The 17,915-nt window shown below is 72.8% G+C and carries 21 protein-coding genes; 7 read left to right on the forward strand and 14 right to left on the reverse strand.

All coding sequences use genetic code 11. The annotated features are described in order from the left end of the window. Position 1 precedes the first annotated feature (1 nt). Both Q1B24_RS09160 and Q1B24_RS09165 read right to left on the reverse strand, forming a co-directional pair. Positions 2-460, reverse strand: coding sequence for an NfeD family protein (locus Q1B24_RS09160; protein ID WP_299926677.1), 459 nt, complete (start codon positions 458-460; stop codon positions 2-4). A 130-nt stretch (positions 461-590) separates the two neighbouring features. Further along, a complete protein-coding gene (locus Q1B24_RS09165) occupies positions 591-1,964 on the reverse strand; it encodes a TIGR00366 family protein (RefSeq protein ID WP_299926680.1) in 1,374 nt (457 codons plus the stop codon). Between the two features lie 146 nt (positions 1,965-2,110). Between Q1B24_RS09165 and ddaH the strand changes: the two genes are divergently transcribed. Further along, positions 2,111-2,875 (forward strand): dimethylargininase, encoded by a 765-nt coding sequence (ddaH, locus tag Q1B24_RS09170; protein WP_299926683.1) that lies wholly within the window; start codon positions 2,111-2,113, stop codon positions 2,873-2,875. Positions 2,876-3,110: 235 nt separating this feature from the next. Here ddaH and Q1B24_RS09175 read toward each other — a convergent pair whose 3' ends face one another. Both Q1B24_RS09175 and Q1B24_RS09180 read right to left on the reverse strand, forming a co-directional pair. Continuing rightward, the gene (locus tag Q1B24_RS09175) at positions 3,111-3,638 is read right to left on the reverse strand and encodes a heme-binding protein (protein WP_299926686.1); all 528 of its coding nucleotides are present in this window, start codon (positions 3,636-3,638) and stop codon (positions 3,111-3,113) included. Between the two features lie 33 nt (positions 3,639-3,671). Beyond that, positions 3,672-4,934, reverse strand: coding sequence for an HNH endonuclease signature motif containing protein (locus Q1B24_RS09180; RefSeq protein WP_299926689.1), 1,263 nt, complete (start codon positions 4,932-4,934; stop codon positions 3,672-3,674). Positions 4,935-5,151: 217 nt separating this feature from the next. Here Q1B24_RS09180 and Q1B24_RS09185 point away from each other — a divergent pair, with 217 nt between their 5' ends. After that, positions 5,152-5,706, forward strand: coding sequence for a hypothetical protein (locus Q1B24_RS09185; protein WP_299926692.1), 555 nt, complete (start codon positions 5,152-5,154; stop codon positions 5,704-5,706). 66 nt (positions 5,707-5,772) lie between these two features. Here the strand turns inward: Q1B24_RS09185 and Q1B24_RS09190 are convergent, their stop codons facing one another. After that, positions 5,773-6,225: a hypothetical protein gene (locus Q1B24_RS09190; protein ID WP_299926695.1), complete on the reverse strand. Its 453-nt coding sequence runs from the start codon at positions 6,223-6,225 to the stop codon at positions 5,773-5,775. 41 nt (positions 6,226-6,266) lie between these two features. After that, complete coding sequence (locus Q1B24_RS09195) at positions 6,267-6,671, reverse strand: MarR family transcriptional regulator (protein WP_299926698.1); 405 nt, start codon at positions 6,669-6,671, stop codon at positions 6,267-6,269. Positions 6,672-6,768: 97 nt separating this feature from the next. On the opposite strand from Q1B24_RS09195, the gene Q1B24_RS09200 reads away from it, so the two are divergent. After that, complete coding sequence (locus tag Q1B24_RS09200) at positions 6,769-7,380, forward strand: maleylpyruvate isomerase family mycothiol-dependent enzyme (RefSeq protein ID WP_299926701.1); 612 nt, start codon at positions 6,769-6,771, stop codon at positions 7,378-7,380. Between the two features lie 15 nt (positions 7,381-7,395). On the opposite strand, the gene Q1B24_RS09205 is transcribed toward Q1B24_RS09200, so the two are convergent. After that, positions 7,396-8,382, reverse strand: a complete 987-nt coding sequence (locus Q1B24_RS09205) for a hypothetical protein (protein ID WP_299926704.1) — start codon at positions 8,380-8,382, stop codon at positions 7,396-7,398. 136 nt (positions 8,383-8,518) lie between these two features. On the opposite strand from Q1B24_RS09205, the gene Q1B24_RS09210 reads away from it, so the two are divergent. Beyond that, positions 8,519-9,295 carry an alpha/beta hydrolase gene (locus Q1B24_RS09210; protein ID WP_299926706.1) on the forward strand — a complete coding sequence of 259 codons (777 nt, stop codon included), beginning with the start codon at positions 8,519-8,521 and terminating at the stop codon, positions 9,293-9,295. Between the two features lies 1 nt (position 9,296). Here Q1B24_RS09210 and Q1B24_RS09215 read toward each other — a convergent pair whose 3' ends face one another. From Q1B24_RS09215 to Q1B24_RS09230, 4 genes are all read right to left on the reverse strand, one after another. Then, the gene (locus Q1B24_RS09215) at positions 9,297-9,815 is read right to left on the reverse strand and encodes a GNAT family N-acetyltransferase (protein WP_299926709.1); all 519 of its coding nucleotides are present in this window, start codon (positions 9,813-9,815) and stop codon (positions 9,297-9,299) included. Positions 9,816-9,821: 6 nt separating this feature from the next. After that, the gene (locus Q1B24_RS09220) at positions 9,822-10,820 is read right to left on the reverse strand and encodes a beta-ketoacyl-ACP synthase III (RefSeq protein ID WP_299926712.1); all 999 of its coding nucleotides are present in this window, start codon (positions 10,818-10,820) and stop codon (positions 9,822-9,824) included. 31 nt (positions 10,821-10,851) lie between these two features. Further along, on the reverse strand, positions 10,852-10,986 hold the full coding sequence (locus tag Q1B24_RS09225; protein WP_299926715.1) for a hypothetical protein: 135 nt from the start codon (positions 10,984-10,986) through the stop codon (positions 10,852-10,854). 88 nt (positions 10,987-11,074) lie between these two features. After that, positions 11,075-11,494, reverse strand: a complete 420-nt coding sequence (locus Q1B24_RS09230) for a DUF1810 domain-containing protein (protein WP_299926718.1) — start codon at positions 11,492-11,494, stop codon at positions 11,075-11,077. A 38-nt stretch (positions 11,495-11,532) separates the two neighbouring features. Between Q1B24_RS09230 and Q1B24_RS09235 the strand changes: the two genes are divergently transcribed. Beyond that, positions 11,533-12,150, forward strand: coding sequence for a DUF998 domain-containing protein (locus Q1B24_RS09235; protein ID WP_299926721.1), 618 nt, complete (start codon positions 11,533-11,535; stop codon positions 12,148-12,150). Here Q1B24_RS09235 and Q1B24_RS09240 read toward each other — a convergent pair. Next, on the reverse strand, positions 12,144-12,281 hold the full coding sequence (locus Q1B24_RS09240; RefSeq protein ID WP_299926724.1) for a hypothetical protein: 138 nt from the start codon (positions 12,279-12,281) through the stop codon (positions 12,144-12,146). The genes Q1B24_RS09235 and Q1B24_RS09240 overlap by 7 nt on opposite strands. 208 nt (positions 12,282-12,489) lie before the next feature. Here Q1B24_RS09240 and Q1B24_RS09245 point away from each other — a divergent pair, with 208 nt between their 5' ends. Further along, entirely contained in the window at positions 12,490-13,221 is a 732-nt protein-coding gene (locus Q1B24_RS09245) for a hypothetical protein (RefSeq protein ID WP_299926727.1), read from the forward strand. 4 nt (positions 13,222-13,225) lie between these two features. Further along, positions 13,226-14,398 (forward strand): nucleotide sugar dehydrogenase, encoded by a 1,173-nt coding sequence (locus tag Q1B24_RS09250; protein WP_299926730.1) that lies wholly within the window; start codon positions 13,226-13,228, stop codon positions 14,396-14,398. Positions 14,399-14,534: 136 nt separating this feature from the next. Here the strand turns inward: Q1B24_RS09250 and Q1B24_RS09255 are convergent, their stop codons facing one another. Then, positions 14,535-16,109: a glycosyltransferase family A protein gene (locus Q1B24_RS09255; RefSeq protein WP_299926733.1), complete on the reverse strand. Its 1,575-nt coding sequence runs from the start codon at positions 16,107-16,109 to the stop codon at positions 14,535-14,537. 3 nt (positions 16,110-16,112) lie between these two features. Next, complete coding sequence (locus Q1B24_RS09260) at positions 16,113-17,915, reverse strand: glycosyltransferase family A protein (protein ID WP_299926735.1); 1,803 nt, start codon at positions 17,913-17,915, stop codon at positions 16,113-16,115.

Genomic DNA, 17,915 nt, shown 5'->3' on the forward strand with positions numbered 1-17,915 from the left:
CTCACGTCTCTCTGGGTAGGGGTTCGAGCAGGGCGTCACGGGGGTGCACCAGCGCGGTCGCACCCGCGATCTCGAACACGTCGACCTGCACCCCGGCCGGGATCACCAGCCCCTCGACGTAGGGCCGCGCCGACCAGTCCTCACCGGAGAGGTGCACCACGCCGCCGGCAGCGCTGACCTCGCTCGTCACCACGGCGGACCGACCCACGAGCGCGTCGGTGCCCTCGCGCGAGACGGGCGGCAGCGCGAGGTGCCGCTTCGCGATGGGCCGTACGGCGATCAGCCCGATGCCGCCGGTCACCGCGAAGACCAGCAGCTGCACCGGTACGGACGCGCCGACGCCCGCAGCGACGGCCGCTGCGAGAGACGCAGCCGCGAGGAGGCCGAACGCCAGCGTCAGCGTGAGGAACTCCGCCACGCCGAGGAGCACTGCGGCAATCAGCCAGGCAAGCCACCACATCGCACGTCCAACCAAGGGGGTGCTTCAAGAGTACGACGCCGCGGAAGGCACGAGGACTGGGTGAGCCCGGACATCGCCGGGACGATCCGCGACCACGGGGCCGGGGTCGACGGTCCCCGCCCCGGCCCGGCTACCCCGCCCCGACGAGGAGCATCGTCCCCGCGAAGACCAGGCCGGACGCGATCATCGTGACCAGGGTGTAGCCGAGGATGTCGCGGAGCTTGAGTCCGGAGATGGCCAGCACCGGAAGTGCCCAGAAGGGCTGGATCATGTTGGTCCACTGGTCGCCGTAGGCGATCGCCATGATCGTCACGGACGGGTCGACACCCAGGCGGGCCCCAGCGTCGAGCATGACCGGTCCCTGCACGGCGAACTGCCCGCCGCCCGAGGGCACGAAGAAGTTCACCACCCCCGCCGAGAGGAAGGCCAGCAGTCCGAAGGTCGACGGCCCGGCCGTGTCGACGATGAAGTCGGAGAAGACGGTGATCAGCCCCGAGGTGGCCATGATTCCCATGATCCCGGCGTAGAGGGGGAACTGCAGCAGGATCTCGCCGACGTTGGACGCGGCGTTCTTGACGAGCGCGATCAGCTCGAGCGGGCTGCGCACGAGCAGGAAGATCAGCGCGAGGAAGGTCCAGTTGACGATGTCCAGGGTCGCGGTGCCGCCGTCCGCGTAGTGGATGACGAGGTACGCGACGAGGGCCAGGCCCACCATCAGCGTGAGGACGCGGCTCGCGTCGACGCGGTCGGCCGGCGTGACGACCTCGTCGTCGATCACGATCTCGTCGTCGAAGCGGGCGTCGGCCTTCATCTCCACGACGTCGTCGCCGGCGCGAGGCGCGACGAGGGCGATGCCGATGCCCACCGCGGCGATCGTGACGACGATCGCGAGCAGGTTCCACCAGGCGAAGGTGGTCTCGCTGATCGGGATCGTCTCCCCGAGCTGCTCGGCGATGAAGGAGCCCTCGGTCGCTGCGGTGAGGGTGCCGGAGCCGGAGTAGCCCATGTGCCAGATCACGTAGCCGGAGTAGCCCGCCGCCACCAGCAGCGGGAAGTGCAGGGCCAGGCCCTTCTCGCGACCCTGCCGCGCGACCTCGACGGCCAGCAGCACTCCGACGACGAGGCCGAGGCCCCACGTGATGAGGGAGGCAACGGCGGCGACCCCGAAGACGAACAGGTAGCCCTGCAGGGCCGTCCTCGGCAGGCCACCCAGGGTGGCGAGGAGCCGACGTACCGGGCCGGTGTTGGCCAGGGTGTGGCCCAGCAGCAGGATCAGCGCCATCTGGGTCATGAACGCCAGCAGCCCCGAAAGGCCGTCACCCCAGCCGCGTACGACGTCGGCCGGGCCGGCGTCGGTGAGCAGCAGCGCGAGGATCGCCACGACGAAGGTGAGCACGATGGCGAAAACCAGAGCACTGGGGATGAAGCGCTCGACGACCGAGTTGATCGGCCGCATCACCCCCGACAGTCCCGGAGATCGTTCCTTCTCGCTGGTGCTGGGCATGACGATCTCTCCTCGTCCTCGAGACACGGGGTCGGGGGTCACCCTTCGACGGGAGCGGATCGGATGTCAAGGCGGACCGACACGTGCTGCAGCCCGCCGACCCGGCCTGCTGCCCGGCCACGGCCGGGCACTGCGAAGATCGACGGGTGAACCGTCGCGCCCTCGTCCGCCGCCCCAGTCCCCGTCTCGCCGAAGGCCTGCTGACCCACATCGACCGCGTCCCGGTCGACCTCGACCTCGCGCAGCGTCAGTGGGAGGCCTACGTCGCCGCGCTGCAGGCCGAGGGCTGGGAGACGATCGAGGTCGCACCGGCCCCCGACTGCCCGGACTCGGTGTTCGTCGAGGACACCGTGGTGGTGTACGACGACCTGGCGGTCATCACGCGCCCCGGAGCCGACGAGCGCAAGGCCGAGGTCGCCGGCACGGAGCAGGCGCTGCGCGACCTGGGCTACCGGATCGCCCACATCGAGTCACCCGGCACCCTCGACGGCGGCGACGTGCTCAAGCACGACGGCACGGTGTGGGTCGGGCTGGGCGGGCGCACCAACCAGGCCGGCATCGACCAGCTCGCCGAGCACCTCGGCCCGCTCGGCGCCCGCGTGGTCGCCGTACCGCTGACGAAGGCGCTGCACCTCAAGTCCGCGGTCACCGCACTTCCCGACGGCACCGTCGTCGGGTGGGAGGAGGTCGTCGACGACCCGTCCACGTGGGACTCGTTCCTCGCGGTCCCCGAGGAGCCCGGCTCGCACGTCGTGCTGCTCGACGAGCGGACCGTGCTGATGTCGGCGGCCGCACCCCGCACCCGGGCGCTCTACGAGGACCGCGGGCTGCGGGTGGTCACGGTCGACGTCACGGAGTACGAGAAGCTCGAGGGCTGCGTCACCTGCCTGTCCGTGCGGCTGCGCGGCTGAGGGCTGCGCGCGGGGTTGCCCGCGCGCACCCGGGTTCGTCCGCGCGCGGCCGGCACCGACGGGCCGGGTCGGAGACCCGGCCGCCGGGCAACCCCTGCCGATGTGGTCGGACCACTGTTCACGGATCCCGGTCGCCGCGCAGGTCGAGCCTGCGGAGCCCGGTCGCCCCAGGGGTGGGGCGAGGCCTCGAGGCTAGCCCGCGGCACGTCGGACGCGCACGCGCATTGAGCTGACGTCAATCATGTGGATCCGCCACCGGTACGACGACCTCGTTGCGCCGCAGGAACCACGGCGTCCACGGCGGGTCGAAGCGCGCGAACCGCGGCCGTCCGACGACCTCGAGGCCGGCCGCGTCGAGGGCGACGAGGAGGCGGCGGGCGTGCTCGTCGTACCGGTCACGCGTCCAGCGCCCGGAGAACCTCAGCGCAGCGGCCGTGTGTGCCGGGACCGCCCGCAGGCGGACGTCGGGGTCCGTCGGGTCGGGAGCGCCGGCGAGGTCGAAGTCGGCGGGCATGACGAAGCCGACCACGAAGCGGCCGGCCGTTTCGCCCTCAGCCTCCTGGACGACCGGCGCGGTCATCGCGACCTTGCGGGACTGGGTGTTGCGCCCGCCGATGTAGCCCACGAGCCGTCGGAAGGAGGTGTTCCCGGCACCCTCGAACGTCGCAGTCACCCGCGTCTCGGCGACGACGTGCTCGGGGTAGCGGCGCAGCTCGAAGCCGGGGTGCTCGCGCACGACCTCGTAGGGCTGCTGCTCGGTCATGGCTCCACTCTCCCGCTGCAGACAAGGACCTCCTCACGTCCGCCTGGTGAAGCGGACCTTGCCGTGCTTGTCGAGGGAGTGCTGGAACGTCGGGTCGTGGATGCGTCGGTGGTGGGGCGGGCAGAGCAGCCGACCCTTCTCGACGCTCGTCCCGCCGCCCTCGCCCCAGGACACCTCGTCGTGGTGGGCCTCGGTCATCGCAGGTGGGGCGTCGCAGCCGGCGGCGGTGCACCCGCCGTCGCGGACCCCCATCGCGATCCGCTGGGCCTCGGTGTGGAAGCGCCGCTTGCGGCCGACGTCGAGCGGCACGCTCGGTCCGCCGAGCACCACGGGGATGATGCCCGCGCGGCAGGCGAGCCGTCGCGCCTCGCCGGCGCTGATGCGGCCGCCAGTGTCGAGCGACGCCGCCTTGATACCGCCGAGCAGGGTCTCGAGGTCCATGGTCACGACCACCGTTGCGGCCACGCCGCCGGCCTTGGGCGCCGGCGCCGACGATCGGGTCTCGATGTAGTCCATGAACGCCCGGCCCACCCGGTGCCGGCTCAGCGGCACGGGCCGCTCCTCGTCCGTCACAGCTCCGGTCGCGCCCTTCCTGCACTCGCGTGCGACGCGGGCCTTCAGGTCCTTCATGAGCATCGCGCCGTAGCGCGACGGAATGGTGAAGCGACCGTGGCACGTGCCGTGCCCGTCGTCGACCATGGTGAACGAGGCTGCAGCCACGGCGTCGGCCTCCTCGCCCTCGAGGCGGCGCGCCTCCTCCGCGTCAGCGGCCGCGGGGTCGACCGCCTCGAGCACCCGGCGCCCCAACGTGCGGAGGTCCTTTGCGTCGTGCTCGGCCGCCTTGTCGAGCAGGAACCGGGTCGCAGCGGCCGGCACCCACTCCTCGACCGCGTCGGGCAGGTCGTCCACCGCGTCGACGATCACGCGCGCCTGGTCGGTGCGCAGGTCGCCGGTCGCCAGCCCGTGGGCGACCTCGTCGTGCTCCTCCAGGGACTTCGCCAGCCGCGCCATCCGGTGCGCCTCGGCACGGGTGGTTCGGGTCGCGTGCGACCACCAGCTGGGCGTCGACGTCGCCCCGGTGCCCATCCCGGCACCCACCGCCTCCGCCTGCCGCAGGACGCGCATCAGCAGCGCGTCGAGCTGGCCCCGGACCCGGGTCAGCGACAGCAGCGCCGCCTCCGTGTCCTGGGTCGACATCGACCACAGCGGCCGCTCGGACAGTGACGCGAGGTCGGCCTCCAGCCACCGCGCGAACGCCACCACGTCGTGGTCGTCGAAGTGCGCGATCGCTGTCATGCACGCACTCTTCCAGAGGGCACCGACACTGAGGGCGGGTCGCTGACCGGTCCTGTGGAACAGTCCAGTGGTAGATCGATCCCTCGCCTGTCGGCACCTTCGAGGAGACCCCCTGAAGACCGAGTACCACGCCTTCGTCGACGGAGATGTCGGACGATGCGGCGCCATCCTTCGCCACCTCGAGCCGCGGAGCCTGCGGACGCGCACAGTGTTCAAGATGGGCGAGGACGGTCCCCTCTACCTCGTGGACCACGTCGTCGATCACGACGGTGACGCTCGACGGTGGCGACGGTTCGCGTACGCCTCGCCCAGCTCGGAGAGCCAGCACTACGGCACACGAGATGCCGACGGCACGGTCCACGTGGACGGCGCGCCGGCGCCGTCGCTCACCGACACGATCGGCGCCTATGGCGAGCACCTGGTCCTGAGGCAGATGCTTCGCGACGATGCGGACGCCGTGTCCTACCTGCAGTTCGACGAGAGCGAGCCCGACCAGGACCCACAGGCGGCGGAGCTGCACAGGATCGGGATCGAGGCCACGCAGCTGCTGGACGGCTCCAGCGTGGACGCCGAGCGCATCCAGCTCGTCCTGGCCGGACACCGCACCAACGCGCACTGGTGCATCGACGGTGTCGTCGTGAAGTCCGACTGGTGTGGCGCTCAGTCGTTCTTGGTCGACGACCTCGACGCTCTCCGCGCGGGGCTCGACTCGGAGGTGGCGGCGCGGATCAGCGAGTTCGCTGAGCAAGCGGCCGACGGAGGCAGCGACTAGCCGCGGGGCTCGAGACCGCATCCAGCTGGACCACCCGTGAACGGCGGCCGGAGCCCCAGGGTCGAGTCAGTCCTGCTCCTCCGACGGCGGGTCGAGGGAGTGGAGCAGCGTGTGCTGCAGCTTGCTCCATTGGTTGCTCCAGGCCTGGAGCGGCGCCAGCGAACGCTCGAGGACCTCGAGCTGGTCGTCCAGGACGGACAGCTCGGCCTCGATGGCCTGGATGGTCAACCGCTTGGCGCGGATCTCCCTCATGACGATCTCGAGCTCGGCTCCGACCTGCGGGGCCGACTCGACGACCTCCCGCATGGACGTGAGCATGTGGTCGGCCGTCGAGAGGACCGACCCGGGGACGACCGCCTGCGCACCCGCCCCTCCCACCTTGGCGATCTGCTCCACCAGCATCCGTGTGCTGCTCAAGAACCGGTCCGTCGCCGAGTGCACGATGCCCGGGTGGTTCTTGTGGTCCTGCGGCGGCCCGTCGCCGGACCCCTCGGCCTCCACGCTGTCGTCCTGGTCCATGTCTCCCAGTGTCGCGCACGTCCGGCGCGGCTGGCCGCCGCTCACGCCCAGGGGTCGGTGATCCCCCGCAGCATCCGCATCGTCTCCTCGAGCTCCCTCATCCGTGCGGTGCCGACGTGCTCCTCCCACTCCCCGAGCGCCCGGGCGACCTCGGCGTTCGCCTCGGCGCCGACGGTGCGGGCGCGGTCGGTGAGGCGGACGAGCTTGGCGCGGCCGTCGGCGGGATCGGGGACGCGCTCGACGTAGCCGGCACGTTCGAGCTGGTCGACGAGGGACGTGGCGGACTGCTTGGTCGTGCGCGCCCGGGCGGCGAGCGTGACCACCCGGGTCCCGTCGGGATCGATCTGCGCCATCAGCCGCGCCTGCGTCGGCGTCAGGTCGTCGGCGCCGGCGGCGACAGCGGCGTCGTACGCCCGCGCCTCCAGCGACCGGGAGGCGACGTACATCAGCACTCCCACGTTGGGGTCTGGAGAGGGCGTTGACGTGTGCGTGGCCACAGGTGCATATTAGTCAGACAGTCTGACCAATTGTGGGAGGCGCGTCATGGACACCGACACGATCTGGCGCCACGTCGACACCGAACGGGCCGCGCTGGCCGACCTCCTCGAAACGCTGCCGGACGACGCGTGGCGGGTGCCCTCGCTGTGCGAGGCCTGGACCGTGCGCGACGTGGCGGCGCACCTCTGCTTCGCCCAGGCGCGCGTCCGCGACGTGCTCGGACCGGCGCTCCGGTCGGGCCTGCGCTACCACGCGACGATCCGCGACACCGCGATCGACAGCCCGCTGACGCACGAGCAGGTCGTGGCCACGCTGCGTGGGTTCGTCGGCTCGCGGCGCAAGGTCCCGGGCGTCTCCGACCTCGAGCCCTTGCTCGACCTCCTGGTCCACACCCAGGACATCTGCGTCCCACTCGGCCTCGACCACCCGGTGCCGCAGGACGCGGCCGTCGCGGCGCTGGAGCGGACGATCTGGTGGTCGCGACGCTTCCCGCTCGGGCCCCGGCTCCGCGGCTTCCACCTGGTCGCCACCGACGTGGCGTGGGAGTGGGGCTCCGGTCGCCGGGTCGAGGGGGAGGTCCGGTGGCTCCTCCTCGCCGCCGCGGGTCGCTCGGTCGCGCACGAGCACCTCAGCGGGGACATGCGTGCCCTCGCCTGAGCGTGACCAGCGGGCTCAGGCCACGGCCGCCGGCACGGCCACCTGCCGCGCCGACCGCCGCGGCAGCCAGCGCACCGCGCGGAAGGTCTCCTCCGACGAGCCGTAGACGAGCAGCGCGAGGAAGACGCCGTACACCGGCAGGTGGCCGACCATCTCGGTCTGGCCGAAGAGGAGAAGCGTCGCGTTGAAGGGCACCATCGCGACGAGCACGGCCACCTGCGGGAAGGCGCCCGAGATGACGAGCAGCCCGAACAGCAGCTCCGTGGCTCCGGCGATCGCGACGAAGGTCTCCGGCGAGACGTGGACGCCGACGAGCGCGAAGACGTCGAGCGCCGGGTAGCGCTCGAGGGTGTCGACGGCCATCGCCGGGTTGGTGAGCTTCTCGGAGAAGGCGAGCACGATCAGTGCGGCGCCGACGCCGAGGCGCAGCCACAGCAGCGCCCAGCGCAGCTGCGCGCGCGACGGGTGGGCAGCGCCGTGGGCGTCAGGACCGGGCGGTACGACGACCAGGAAGGCCGCGACAGCCGCGAGGTTGGCGCACTCGCCGAGCGCCGTGAAGCCGGCCACCAGGGCGAGCGCCGGGGCGAGGCCGAGGACCAGCGCGGCGGCCGTGCGCAGCTGCCAGCCGGTGACCAGCCAGATGCCGAGCGCAGCCTCGACGAGCAGCAGTGCGTTGCCGCCCGGGCCGGAGAGGTGGTCGTTGGACGGCGTGATGAAGGCACCCGTCGCGGCCAGCGCGAGCAGCGCGACGCCGAGGTGGATCCCGAGCAGGCGCGGCACCCACGGCACCAGCCGGCCCAGCGGACGGAGCACCGGCAGCTCGGGGCGGTCGACCCGGAGGGCGATCGCACGCCACGCCACGGCCACGACGACGACGGCAGCGGTCAGCACGAGCGGCAGCGGCGAGAAGAAGAACGACCAGTCCCCGGCCTGCTGGGACTCGACGAACCAACGCTCGTGGGTGGGCAGGGCAGGCACGAGCACGGCTTCCGGGAGGGTCATGGCTCCACCCTCGTCGGAGGTGAGGGACGCGGTGAGCGGGACAAGGTCCGCAGGTGGCCGGGACCTTGGACCCGAGTCCGCGAGCAGAGCTCTCCAGCAGGGCCGTCCAGCAGGGCCGTCGACGTACGCTCGCGGCATGCCACGTCTCCCGCTGCGCGGCCAGCAGCTCCTGTCCACCGCGGGCGTCCGCACCCGGGCCCGGCCCCACGACGACCCGCACGACCTCGACCGTCCTGCCGGTCCGCCGACGGGTCGGACGATGCTCGGCGAGGTCGGGGCCGGCCTCGACGCGGCCCGCCTGGTCGGCGCCGTCCCGCGGCTGACCGGGGCTCCCCGCGGCGACGGCCACCTCGTGGTCGACATCCCCGGGTGGAAGGCGCCCGAGCTGACCGGTGCGCCGCTGCGCGCCTACCTCTCCCGACTCGGGTACGACGCCCGCGGCTGGGGCTTCGGCACCAACACCGGCGACCCGCGCCGCGACGTCGAGCGGCTGTCGGAGCGGGTCCGCGACCTGGTCGACGAGGCGGGCCGGCCCGCCTCGCTGGTGGGCTGGAGCCTCGGCGGCGTGATCGCCCGCGAGGTCGCCCGACGGCACCCCGACGTCGTACGTCGCGTCATCACCTATGGCACGCCCGTGGCCGGCGGTGCCCGCCACACCAGCGTGGCCCGCGCCTCCAGCGCGGGTGGGGACGCCGACGCCGACCGCGTCGCCCGCCGGTTGGACGCCGCCTCGCCGATCCGCGTGCCGCTCACGGTCCTGTTCTCCCGGCGCGACGGCGTCGTCTCGTGGCAGGCGTGCATCGACCGCTCCACGCCGCAGGCGGAGCACGTCGAGGTGGCGTCGACGCACCTCGGGATGGGGTTCGACCCCGACGTGTGGCGCATCGTGGCCGACCGACTGGCGCGCGCCTGACTCAGCAGGGCGGAGCGAGCTCGATCGAGCCGCTCGCCACCTCGCCGCGCACGGTCTCGTCGGTCATCCCGGCCCGGCGCAGGAGGCGCAGGATGGGCTCGTTGTCCGCCATCATCTCGGCCCGGAACCGCTTCACCCCCACCTCGACCGCCCGCGCGGTGAGCACGCGCAGCAGGGCGGTGGCGAGCCCGCGGCCGTGCCACGTGTCCGCGACCGTGATCGCCAGCTCGGCGTCGTCAGGAGCGGACACGTAGCGGATGAAGCGTGCGACGCCGATGATGTAGGTCTCGTCGTCCGGGGAGTGGGCGACGTACGCCTCGTGGCCCACGTGGTCCACGGCGGTGAAGTAGGCCGCCTGGCTGTCGGTCAGCCGAGGGGTGCCCGTCATGAACCGCCGGTACTGCGACTGCTCGCTCATCAGCGCGAACGCGCGCTGCAGCTCGAAGGCGTCGCTGTCGCGGATCGGCCGGACCCGGACCACGTCGCCGCTGCGAAGCTCCACCTCGCACGCGCCGTCCATCGGCGACTAGCCCAGCGGCGGGAGGGTGACGACCTGGCCGGCGTACGACAGCCCGGCCCCGAACGCGATGAGCAGCGCGGTCTGGCCGGCCTCCGCCTCCTCCTTGCGCAGCATCGCCTCCATCGCGAGCGGCACGGACGCGGCCGAGGTGTTGCCGGAGTCGATGACGTCGGTGGCGATGGCGACGGATTCGGGGATCTGGATGTTCTTGGCCAGGGTCTGGGTGATCCGCAGGTTGGCCTGGTGCGGGATGAAGGCGTCGAGCTCGTCGACGGAGACGCCGGCAAGGTCGAGCGCCTCGTGGGCCACCTTCGCCATCGCGAACGGCGCCCAGCGGAAGACGGCCGTGCCCTCCATCTGGACCACCGGGTGGTCGACCTCGGAGTGCCCGCCGAGGCAGCTCGGCGTCTGTGTGATGACGTGGGACTGCGAGCCGTCGGAGCCCCACGCGGTCGGACCGATGCCGGGGGCCTCGGAAGGACCCACCACGACCGCGCCGGCGCCGTCGGCGAAGATGAACGCCGTGCCCCGGTCGGTCGGGTCCATGAAGCGGCTCAGCTGCTCGACCCCGATCACGAGCACGTGGCTCTCGGCGCCGGAGCGCACCATCGACGCGGCCAGGTTGAGGGCGTGGCAGAAGCCTGCGCACCCGGCGGAGATGTCGAACGCGGCCGCGGTGATCCCGAGCGCGGTCGCGACCTGCGGCGCCGACGCGGGCGTGTGCTCGGGGTGGGTCGAGGTCGCGACGATGACGCAGCCGACCTGCTCGGGGCCGACTCCCGCGGCCGCGAGTGCCTTCTCGGCCGCCGAGACCGACATCCCGATGAGCGTCTCGTCCTCACCCGCGAAGCGGCGCGTGCGGATGCCCGACCGGGTCTGGATCCACTCGTCGGAGGAGTCCAGCACCTCGCAGATCTCGTCGTTGGTCACGAGCCGCTCGGGCCGATGGACACCGAGGCCCAGCATCGCGGCGTGCGTGAGCTCGGTGGGCTGCTGGATCGTCATGGCGCGAGCATAGGCAGATCGGCGAGGAGTGCTACTTCTCGCCGGCCGGCTGGGTCTCGGGGATCGGCGAGTCGGGCACCTCGCCGGGGTCGATCGGGGCGACACCGGGGTCACCGGACGGGACGACGTCGGGGTCGGACTCGGGCTCAACTGGTGTGGTGGTCATCTGCAAGTCCTACGCCGGCCCGGCGGACGTCGCAACGGCTCCCCACCCCAAGTGGTGGGGCGCAGGACCGACACGGACGGGCGCGGCCTCAGCCGAGCAGGGCGAGCGTCCGCTCGTCGGCCACTCCGTCGAAGAAGCGGTCCAGGACGTCGGGGAAGACCCGCTGGTCGGGGTCGGCGCGCGCGAAGAGCGTCATCGACGAGCGGAGCTTCATCGCGTCGACCGCCCCGAGCACCTGCTCGGCGGTCGAGCCGTCGTCCAGCTCGAGCAGGGCGCGGCAGCACGCGAGCAGGCGCGGGCCGAGCACCTCGTGGTCGACGTACGCGCGGGCCTCCTCGAGGCCGGCGAGCTCGTAGTGCTTCGCGGTCGGGCTCTGGCCCAGGCCGGCCACCTGCGGGAACACGAACCACATCCAGTGGCTCGTCTTCCGGCCGGCCCTCAGCTCCGACAGCGCCCGGTCGTAGGTGGCGTGGTCGTCCTGCGCGGCGACGAAACGGTCGAGGTCCATGCGCTCAGTGTCTCCCGGGGCGTGGCTACGTTGGCCGGGTGCCCGACACCCCGACCCGCGCCGTCCGGCTCGGCGCCCTCGTCCTCCTGCTCCGCCCGACCTACATCGCCGCCGAGGTGGTCACGGCCGCCGCGACGACCGGCGGCTACAGCTTTCTCGCCGACTCGGTGAGCAGGCTCGGCGAGGTCGGGTGCACGGCGGCGTACTGCTCACCGCGCCACGAGGTGATGAACGGCGCCTTCATGGTCTACGGCGTCGCGCTCGCCGGAGGGGCGCTGCTGATGGCGAGGCCGCTCGGCCCGTGGGTGACCGGCCTGCTCGTGGTCTCGGGACTCAGCTCGTACGCCACGGGGCTGACGCCGCTCGACCAGGACGCCACGCTGCACGCTCTCGCCGCGGCTCCGCTGTTCGTCGCCCAGCCGCTGGCGCTGCTGCTCCTCAGCCACCGCGTGCGGAGGACCCGGCCGCGGCTGGCGAAGGCGCTGCTCGCCACCGGCGCCCTCACCGCCGCGGTGGCGGTGGGGTTCGTGCTCTCCGGCGAGGGCCGGGCGGCGGGTGCGCTCGAGCGGGCCGCGCTGTGGCCCGTGCTGCTCGCCCTGGCGGCGTACGCCTGGGCGGTCGGGGTGCGTGGCACCCCGACCCGGACCGCTCAGTAGCGCTTGGCGCCGCGGCGCTCCTGCATCTTCTGCACGGCCTGCTTGATCTTGGCCTGGTTGTGGGGCTTGCGCGCCTCGTCGTAGACCTTCTTGGCGATGCCGAAGGCCGCCATCTTCTTTGCCATACCCATGCCTGGACCGTACCCAGAAGCGGCAAGGGCGATACCCACCCATCCGTGACCCGGGTCACTCCGAACCACTGGGGAGCCGCCATCCCAGCGGGCACGTCGACGAAGGGTCCCAGACCGATGCGCCTCCCCTCTCTCCGCCGTCCGTCCCCCTCCATGGCCGACCGCGGCTGACCCCCACGTCGGGCAGGCCGCGCGGTAGACATGGACCATGCGCCTGCTCGAGCACCTGGTCGACCGGCTGCGCGACGCGCTCGCCGGTCGGCCGGCGCCGGGTCGGGAGCCGCTGTCGCCCGACCCGCTGCGCGGTGCGCAGGCCGGCGCGTTCCGTGGGGTGCGCGCCGGCCTCGTACAACCCGATCGGACCACCTGCGGATCGGCGTGCCTCGTCGTCGCGCGGATGCTGGGCGACGACGACTACGCCCGGTGGCTCGGGACCGGTGAGGTCACCGGGCGCCCACGCGACCCCCGTCCGCGAGACCGCCGCTTCGCCGACGAGGTCCTCGCCACGCACGTGCGCACCAACCGCTGGTACGGCGCCTCCGGGGCGCTGCAGGTCGCATGGCCGCGCGCCCTCGGCACCGCTCCGTGGGCCCTGGCGCACGAGCTGACCATCACCGGCGGGACGTCCCCACCGGGCACCCGCCACCGCGTCCGGTCCGTCTCGCCGCGACGCCGCGGTGAGGCGTACGACGACGTGGTGCACGCCGTCTCCCTCGGGCACGCCGTGCCGCTCTACGTCGGCAACCGGTCGCTGCCGCGCCACGTCGTGCTGGTCGTGGGCCCGCTCATCGGCGGCGACGACGGGCTGACGGCGTACGACCCGGCGACGGGCCGACCCGCGACGATCACGCGGGACGCCTTCGAGCGTGGCGACCTCCGGGTCTCGGGGTGGTCGGAGCCGTGGTTCGCGGTCCTGCCGGCAGGACGTACGGCACACTGACCGCGTGACCACGAAGATCTCCGTCGCCGGCCTCGGCTACGTCGGCCTGTCCATGGCCGTGCTGCTGGCCCGGCACAACACCGTCGTCGGCCTCGACCTCGACGCCCCGCGCATCGACACCCTGCGCCGCGGCGAGAGCCCGATCCACGACGACGACATCTCGCGCTTCCTGGCCGAGGAGGAGCTCGACGTCACCTTCACGACCGACGCGGAGGAGGCGCACACCGGTGCCGACTTCGTCATCATCGCGACGCCGACCAACTACGACCCCGTCACCAACTACTTCGACACCAGCTCGATCGAGGCCGTCATGCGCGACGTCCACCGCATCGAGCCGGGCGCCACCATGGTCGTGAAGTCCACCGTGCCGGTGGGCTACATCGAGGACGTCCGCACACGCCTGGGCATCGAGGGCGTCATCTTCTCCCCCGAGTTCCTGCGCGAGGGGCGGGCGCTGCACGACAACCTGTACCCGGCGCGGATCGTCGTCGGCGAGGACTCCGAGCGGGCCCGCGCGTTCGCCGAGCTGCTGGTCAAGGGCGCCGACGCCGACGACGTGCCCGTGCTCTTCACCGAGCCCACCGAGGCCGAGGCCATCAAGCTCTTCGCCAACACCTACCTCGCGATGCGGGTGGCCTACTTCAACGAGCTCGACTCCTTCGCGCTGTCCCGCGGCCTCGACAGCCGGCAGATCATCGACGGCGTCGGCCTCGACCCGCGCATCGGGACGCACTACAACAACCCGTCGTTCGGCTACGGCGGCTACTGCCTGCCGAAGGACACCAAGCAGCTGCTGGCCAACTACTCCGACGTCCCGCAGACGCTGATCTCCGCCATCGTCGAGGCCAACACCACCCGCAAGGACTTCATCGCCTTCGACATCCTCGACCGTGCGCCGCAGGTCGTGGGCATCCACCGGCTGATCATGAAGGCCGGCTCCGACAACTTCCGCGAGTCGTCGGTGCAGGGGATCATGAAGCGGCTCAAGGGCAAGGGCGTCGAGGTCGTCGTCTACGAGCCCGAGCTCGACGTCGAGGAGTGGTTCGGCTCCGAGGTCACCGACGACCTCGCCTCCTTCAAGGAGCGCGCCGACGTCATCGTCGCCAACCGGATGGTCGAGGAGCTCGCCGACGTGCAGGACAAGGTCTACACGCGCGACCTCTTCGGCGCCGACTGACCGACCGGCCGCCTCTGGGCAGGTGCGTCATACGAAGGCGCACCCATAGGTGCGGTGACGCATGACGCAAGCCGGACGGCTCGCAAAGGAAGCGCCCGGTCAGCGCCTCCAAACGGCAGGAAGCGCCCGGTCGGCGTCAGCGGCGGCGGCCGAAGAGCCCACGCCGGTGGTCGCCGTCCCCGTTGACGGGAGCCGTCGGGTCGTCGGCGGACTCGCGCGAACCCGCCCCCTGGGCGAGCGCCTTGCGCAGCCGACGCTCGGACTTGTCGGGGTCCATCGGCGGGCGGGCGCCGAGGACGAACCGCTCGACGACGCGATCGACGACCGGCACCCAGCCGACCGACGTCGCGGGGTAGGTCTTCACGCCGAACGACTCCTCGAGCAGCGCCTCCGGGTCGTCGCCGGGAGCGGCGAGGCGACCGACGCGGGCCAGCGCGGACGTCCGTTCGAGCCGCGCGGCCGCGCCCGAGTCGTACGACAGCACGCGGGCGCCGTGGTGGGTGCGCTCGAGGTCGTCGAGGAGGGCCGCCAGCGCGGCCGGGAGCGGCGCGAGCGACACGTCGGGCAGCGTCAGCACGAACTCGGCCTCGGAGCCGCTCGGCGCCTCCTCGACGAGGCGCACCCGCGGCTCGTGGACGAACGACCGGTGCACCAGGCGGGTCTCCAGCACCGGGTCCTCGACGGGCTGCACGCGGTCGTCGTGGACGGATCCCCACGGGCCGACGACGGTGACCCGGAGATCGGGCACGTCGCCGTCGAGCAGCGAGTCGACGACGTGGATCGTCTCGTCGGCCGCACCGGCGTGGAGGACGACCTCGAGGTAGGGCACCTGGTAGGTGCGGCCGCGGCGGTTGCGCTTCGGGCGCATCGTCGGCACGAGGTCGGCGAGGTAGGGGTCGTTGAACCGGTTGACCTGCTCGGCCCGGCGCAAGACCTGCGAGCGACCGAGGTGCCAGCTGCGGGCCTCGCGGTCGACGACGAAGACGCCGCCGGCCTGGGCGAGCGAGTGGCCGAGGTGCATGTCCTCCCCGAGGCGCAGGGTGCGGTCGAAGCCGTCGGAGTCGAGGTAGAGCGCCTTCGTCACCGAGCCGGTCATGCCGATGTGGTAGCGCTGGGCGCGCGGGCCCGCGGTGCGGAGGTCGTCGGTCTTGGCCCAGTAGTCCTCCACCCACTGGTGCGGCTCGTGCTCCTGGCCGGGGAAGAGGTCGCCCGCCTCGCCGGCCGCCACCCGGTCACGTACGACGGCGGGGTCGACCTCGAGCAGGGACGTCGGGTCCACGAACAGCTTGGCCCCGCCCGGGACGGCGTAGTCGACGAGGTGGTGCCACCGGGCGTGTGCCTCGACCTCCTCGCGGTAGGCCAGCATGTCGGCGTCGTACCAGTGCAGGACGTCGCCGTCGGCCGCGAGCGCGCCGAGGTGGCAGGCGTTGGCGCGGCCCCAGCCCTCCTCGACCCGGATCAGCCGGGTGTGGTCGGGGCGGACCTCCGGCAGCTCCTGCGGCGGCGAGCTCTGGTCGTCGACGACGAGCACCTCGAGCAGGTGCGAGGGGTAGGACTGCGCGGCGAGCCCGGCCAGGACGTAGGGCAGCGTGTGCTGGTAGTTGAACGTCGGGACGACGACGGTGACCGCCAGCGTCGGCTCCCAGGCGCCGAGCGTCGCAGGGGTCAGCGACCCCCAGTCGTTGTGCCGCACCACCGGCTGCCGCGCCATGTCCTAGCTCCCCCCTGTCGAGTCCGGGCCAGGCCGGTCGACCGGGTCGACCTCCAACGCCAGGCTGGGCTGGAAGCCCGGCCACTCCGAGGCAACGATGTCAGGTCGGCGGAACTCCTCGTCGTCGCGCTGCCACGTGTGTCCCGCGCCGGTGCGGCGCAGGACGTAGCCGAGGCCGTGGGTGCGGTAGATCCGGCCGCCCGCCGCCTCGACGCCCGAGAGCAGCTGCGCGTCGACGTACTTGCGGACCCGACGGAAGTCGCCGAGCGCGTGGAGCGTGCCGCGGTCGAGCAGCAGGGTGCCGCCGGCGACGAAGCGGGCGAAGAGCTCCGAGGGGTGGCGGCGCCGCACGGTGAGGGCCTCGCGGTCCGCGTTGGCGTGCAGGTAGACGAACTCCGAGGGCATCCCGACCACGTCGGCGCCGGAGAAGCGGCGGGCCATCAGCAGGTCGTGGACGGCGTCGGGGGCGTACCAGTCGTCGTCGTCGACCTTGAGCAGCACCTCGCTCGACGCGGCCCGCGCCGCGGCGGTGAGGACGTCGCCGAAGAAGGCCGACCCGTCGAAGGTGAGGACCTGATGCGGCCGGTCGCCGAGGGCCCGGCGTACGGCGTCGCGGTCGGGCTCGAAGCCGTGCGCGGCGAGCACCAGCTCGACCTCCGCGCCCCGCTGCCGGGCGACCTGCCGCAGGGCGAAGTCGAGCATCTCGGGCCGCTTGGTCGACAGCAGCGCGCTGACCGCCGGCAGCCCGACGTGGCGCACACCGGCGCGCGAGGCCAGCGCCGACCTCCACGCCAGGGTCGAGTGGTGGTCGAAGGCCGCGCGGCGCACGGCCAGGCTGTGCTCCTCGCGCCGGAGCGGGTCGTCGAGGTCCACCTCGGCGTCGAGGGCGGCAGCGAGCGGCGGCGCCACGTCGAGCACGCCCTCGGTGACGACCGGCACGCCGGAGATCGCCAGCGCCAGCACGTCGGCGGTGGGGGTGTCGGCGGGGAGGCGCACGCCCTGGAAGGCGCGCGCGGCGGCGACGACGCCCTCGGTGACCGGGCCCGGACCGGCACGGTCGACGAGCCGGGCGAGGTCGACGACGGGGTGGTCCCAGTCCTTGCGGAAGCCGATCGGGTTGAAGACCCGCTCGTCGACCGGCTCGGGACCCGGGTCGGTGACGACGGTCGGGGCGCGGTCGATGACGTGGTGCTCGGCGACGCTCTGCTGAGAGGTGGCTCCGCGGCGGGCGACCACCACGTCGGGCGGCACGTCGCGCTCGGCGTCGCCGGCGTCCGCGACGTCGCGCAGCAGCACCGACCGGGCGTCGAGACCCGGCGCGGCGGGGCGACCGGCGTACGCCACGACGAGGCCGCCGTGGGTGGTGTCACCGGGGCCGGCGGCCTGGCGGGCCATCTCCATCACCACGAGCTGGGCGCGGGCGCCGGAGGCGAAGCGGGCGACCGTCAGGACGCCGCGGTCACCGGCCTCGCGGGCGGCGAGGTGCACCAGCCGCGGCCACTCCGGGCGCGGCACGAGCACCCACGGCACGGGCGAGTCGGTGAGCCAGCAGGCGACGGCCTTGCACTGCCCGAGGAGGGGTACGGCGCTGGCCATCCGTCGCAGCCGCGCGCGGTCGGCCGCCACGACGAGCACCGAGCCCCAGCCCTTGCGCGGCCCGTCGAGCGTGGACAGCGGGACGACGGTCGGCTCGAGGCCGGGCAGGTCCTCGATGCCGTGCAGCGCGTCGAGGGCGAGGCTGTCGGAGTCGTCGACCAGCACCAGCGTGGGTCCGGGCAGGCGGAGGTCGTGGAGAGGGTGGGTCAC

This window comes from uncultured Nocardioides sp., assembly GCF_947488025.1.
In the GTDB taxonomy this organism is placed as follows: domain Bacteria; phylum Actinomycetota; class Actinomycetes; order Propionibacteriales; family Nocardioidaceae; genus Nocardioides.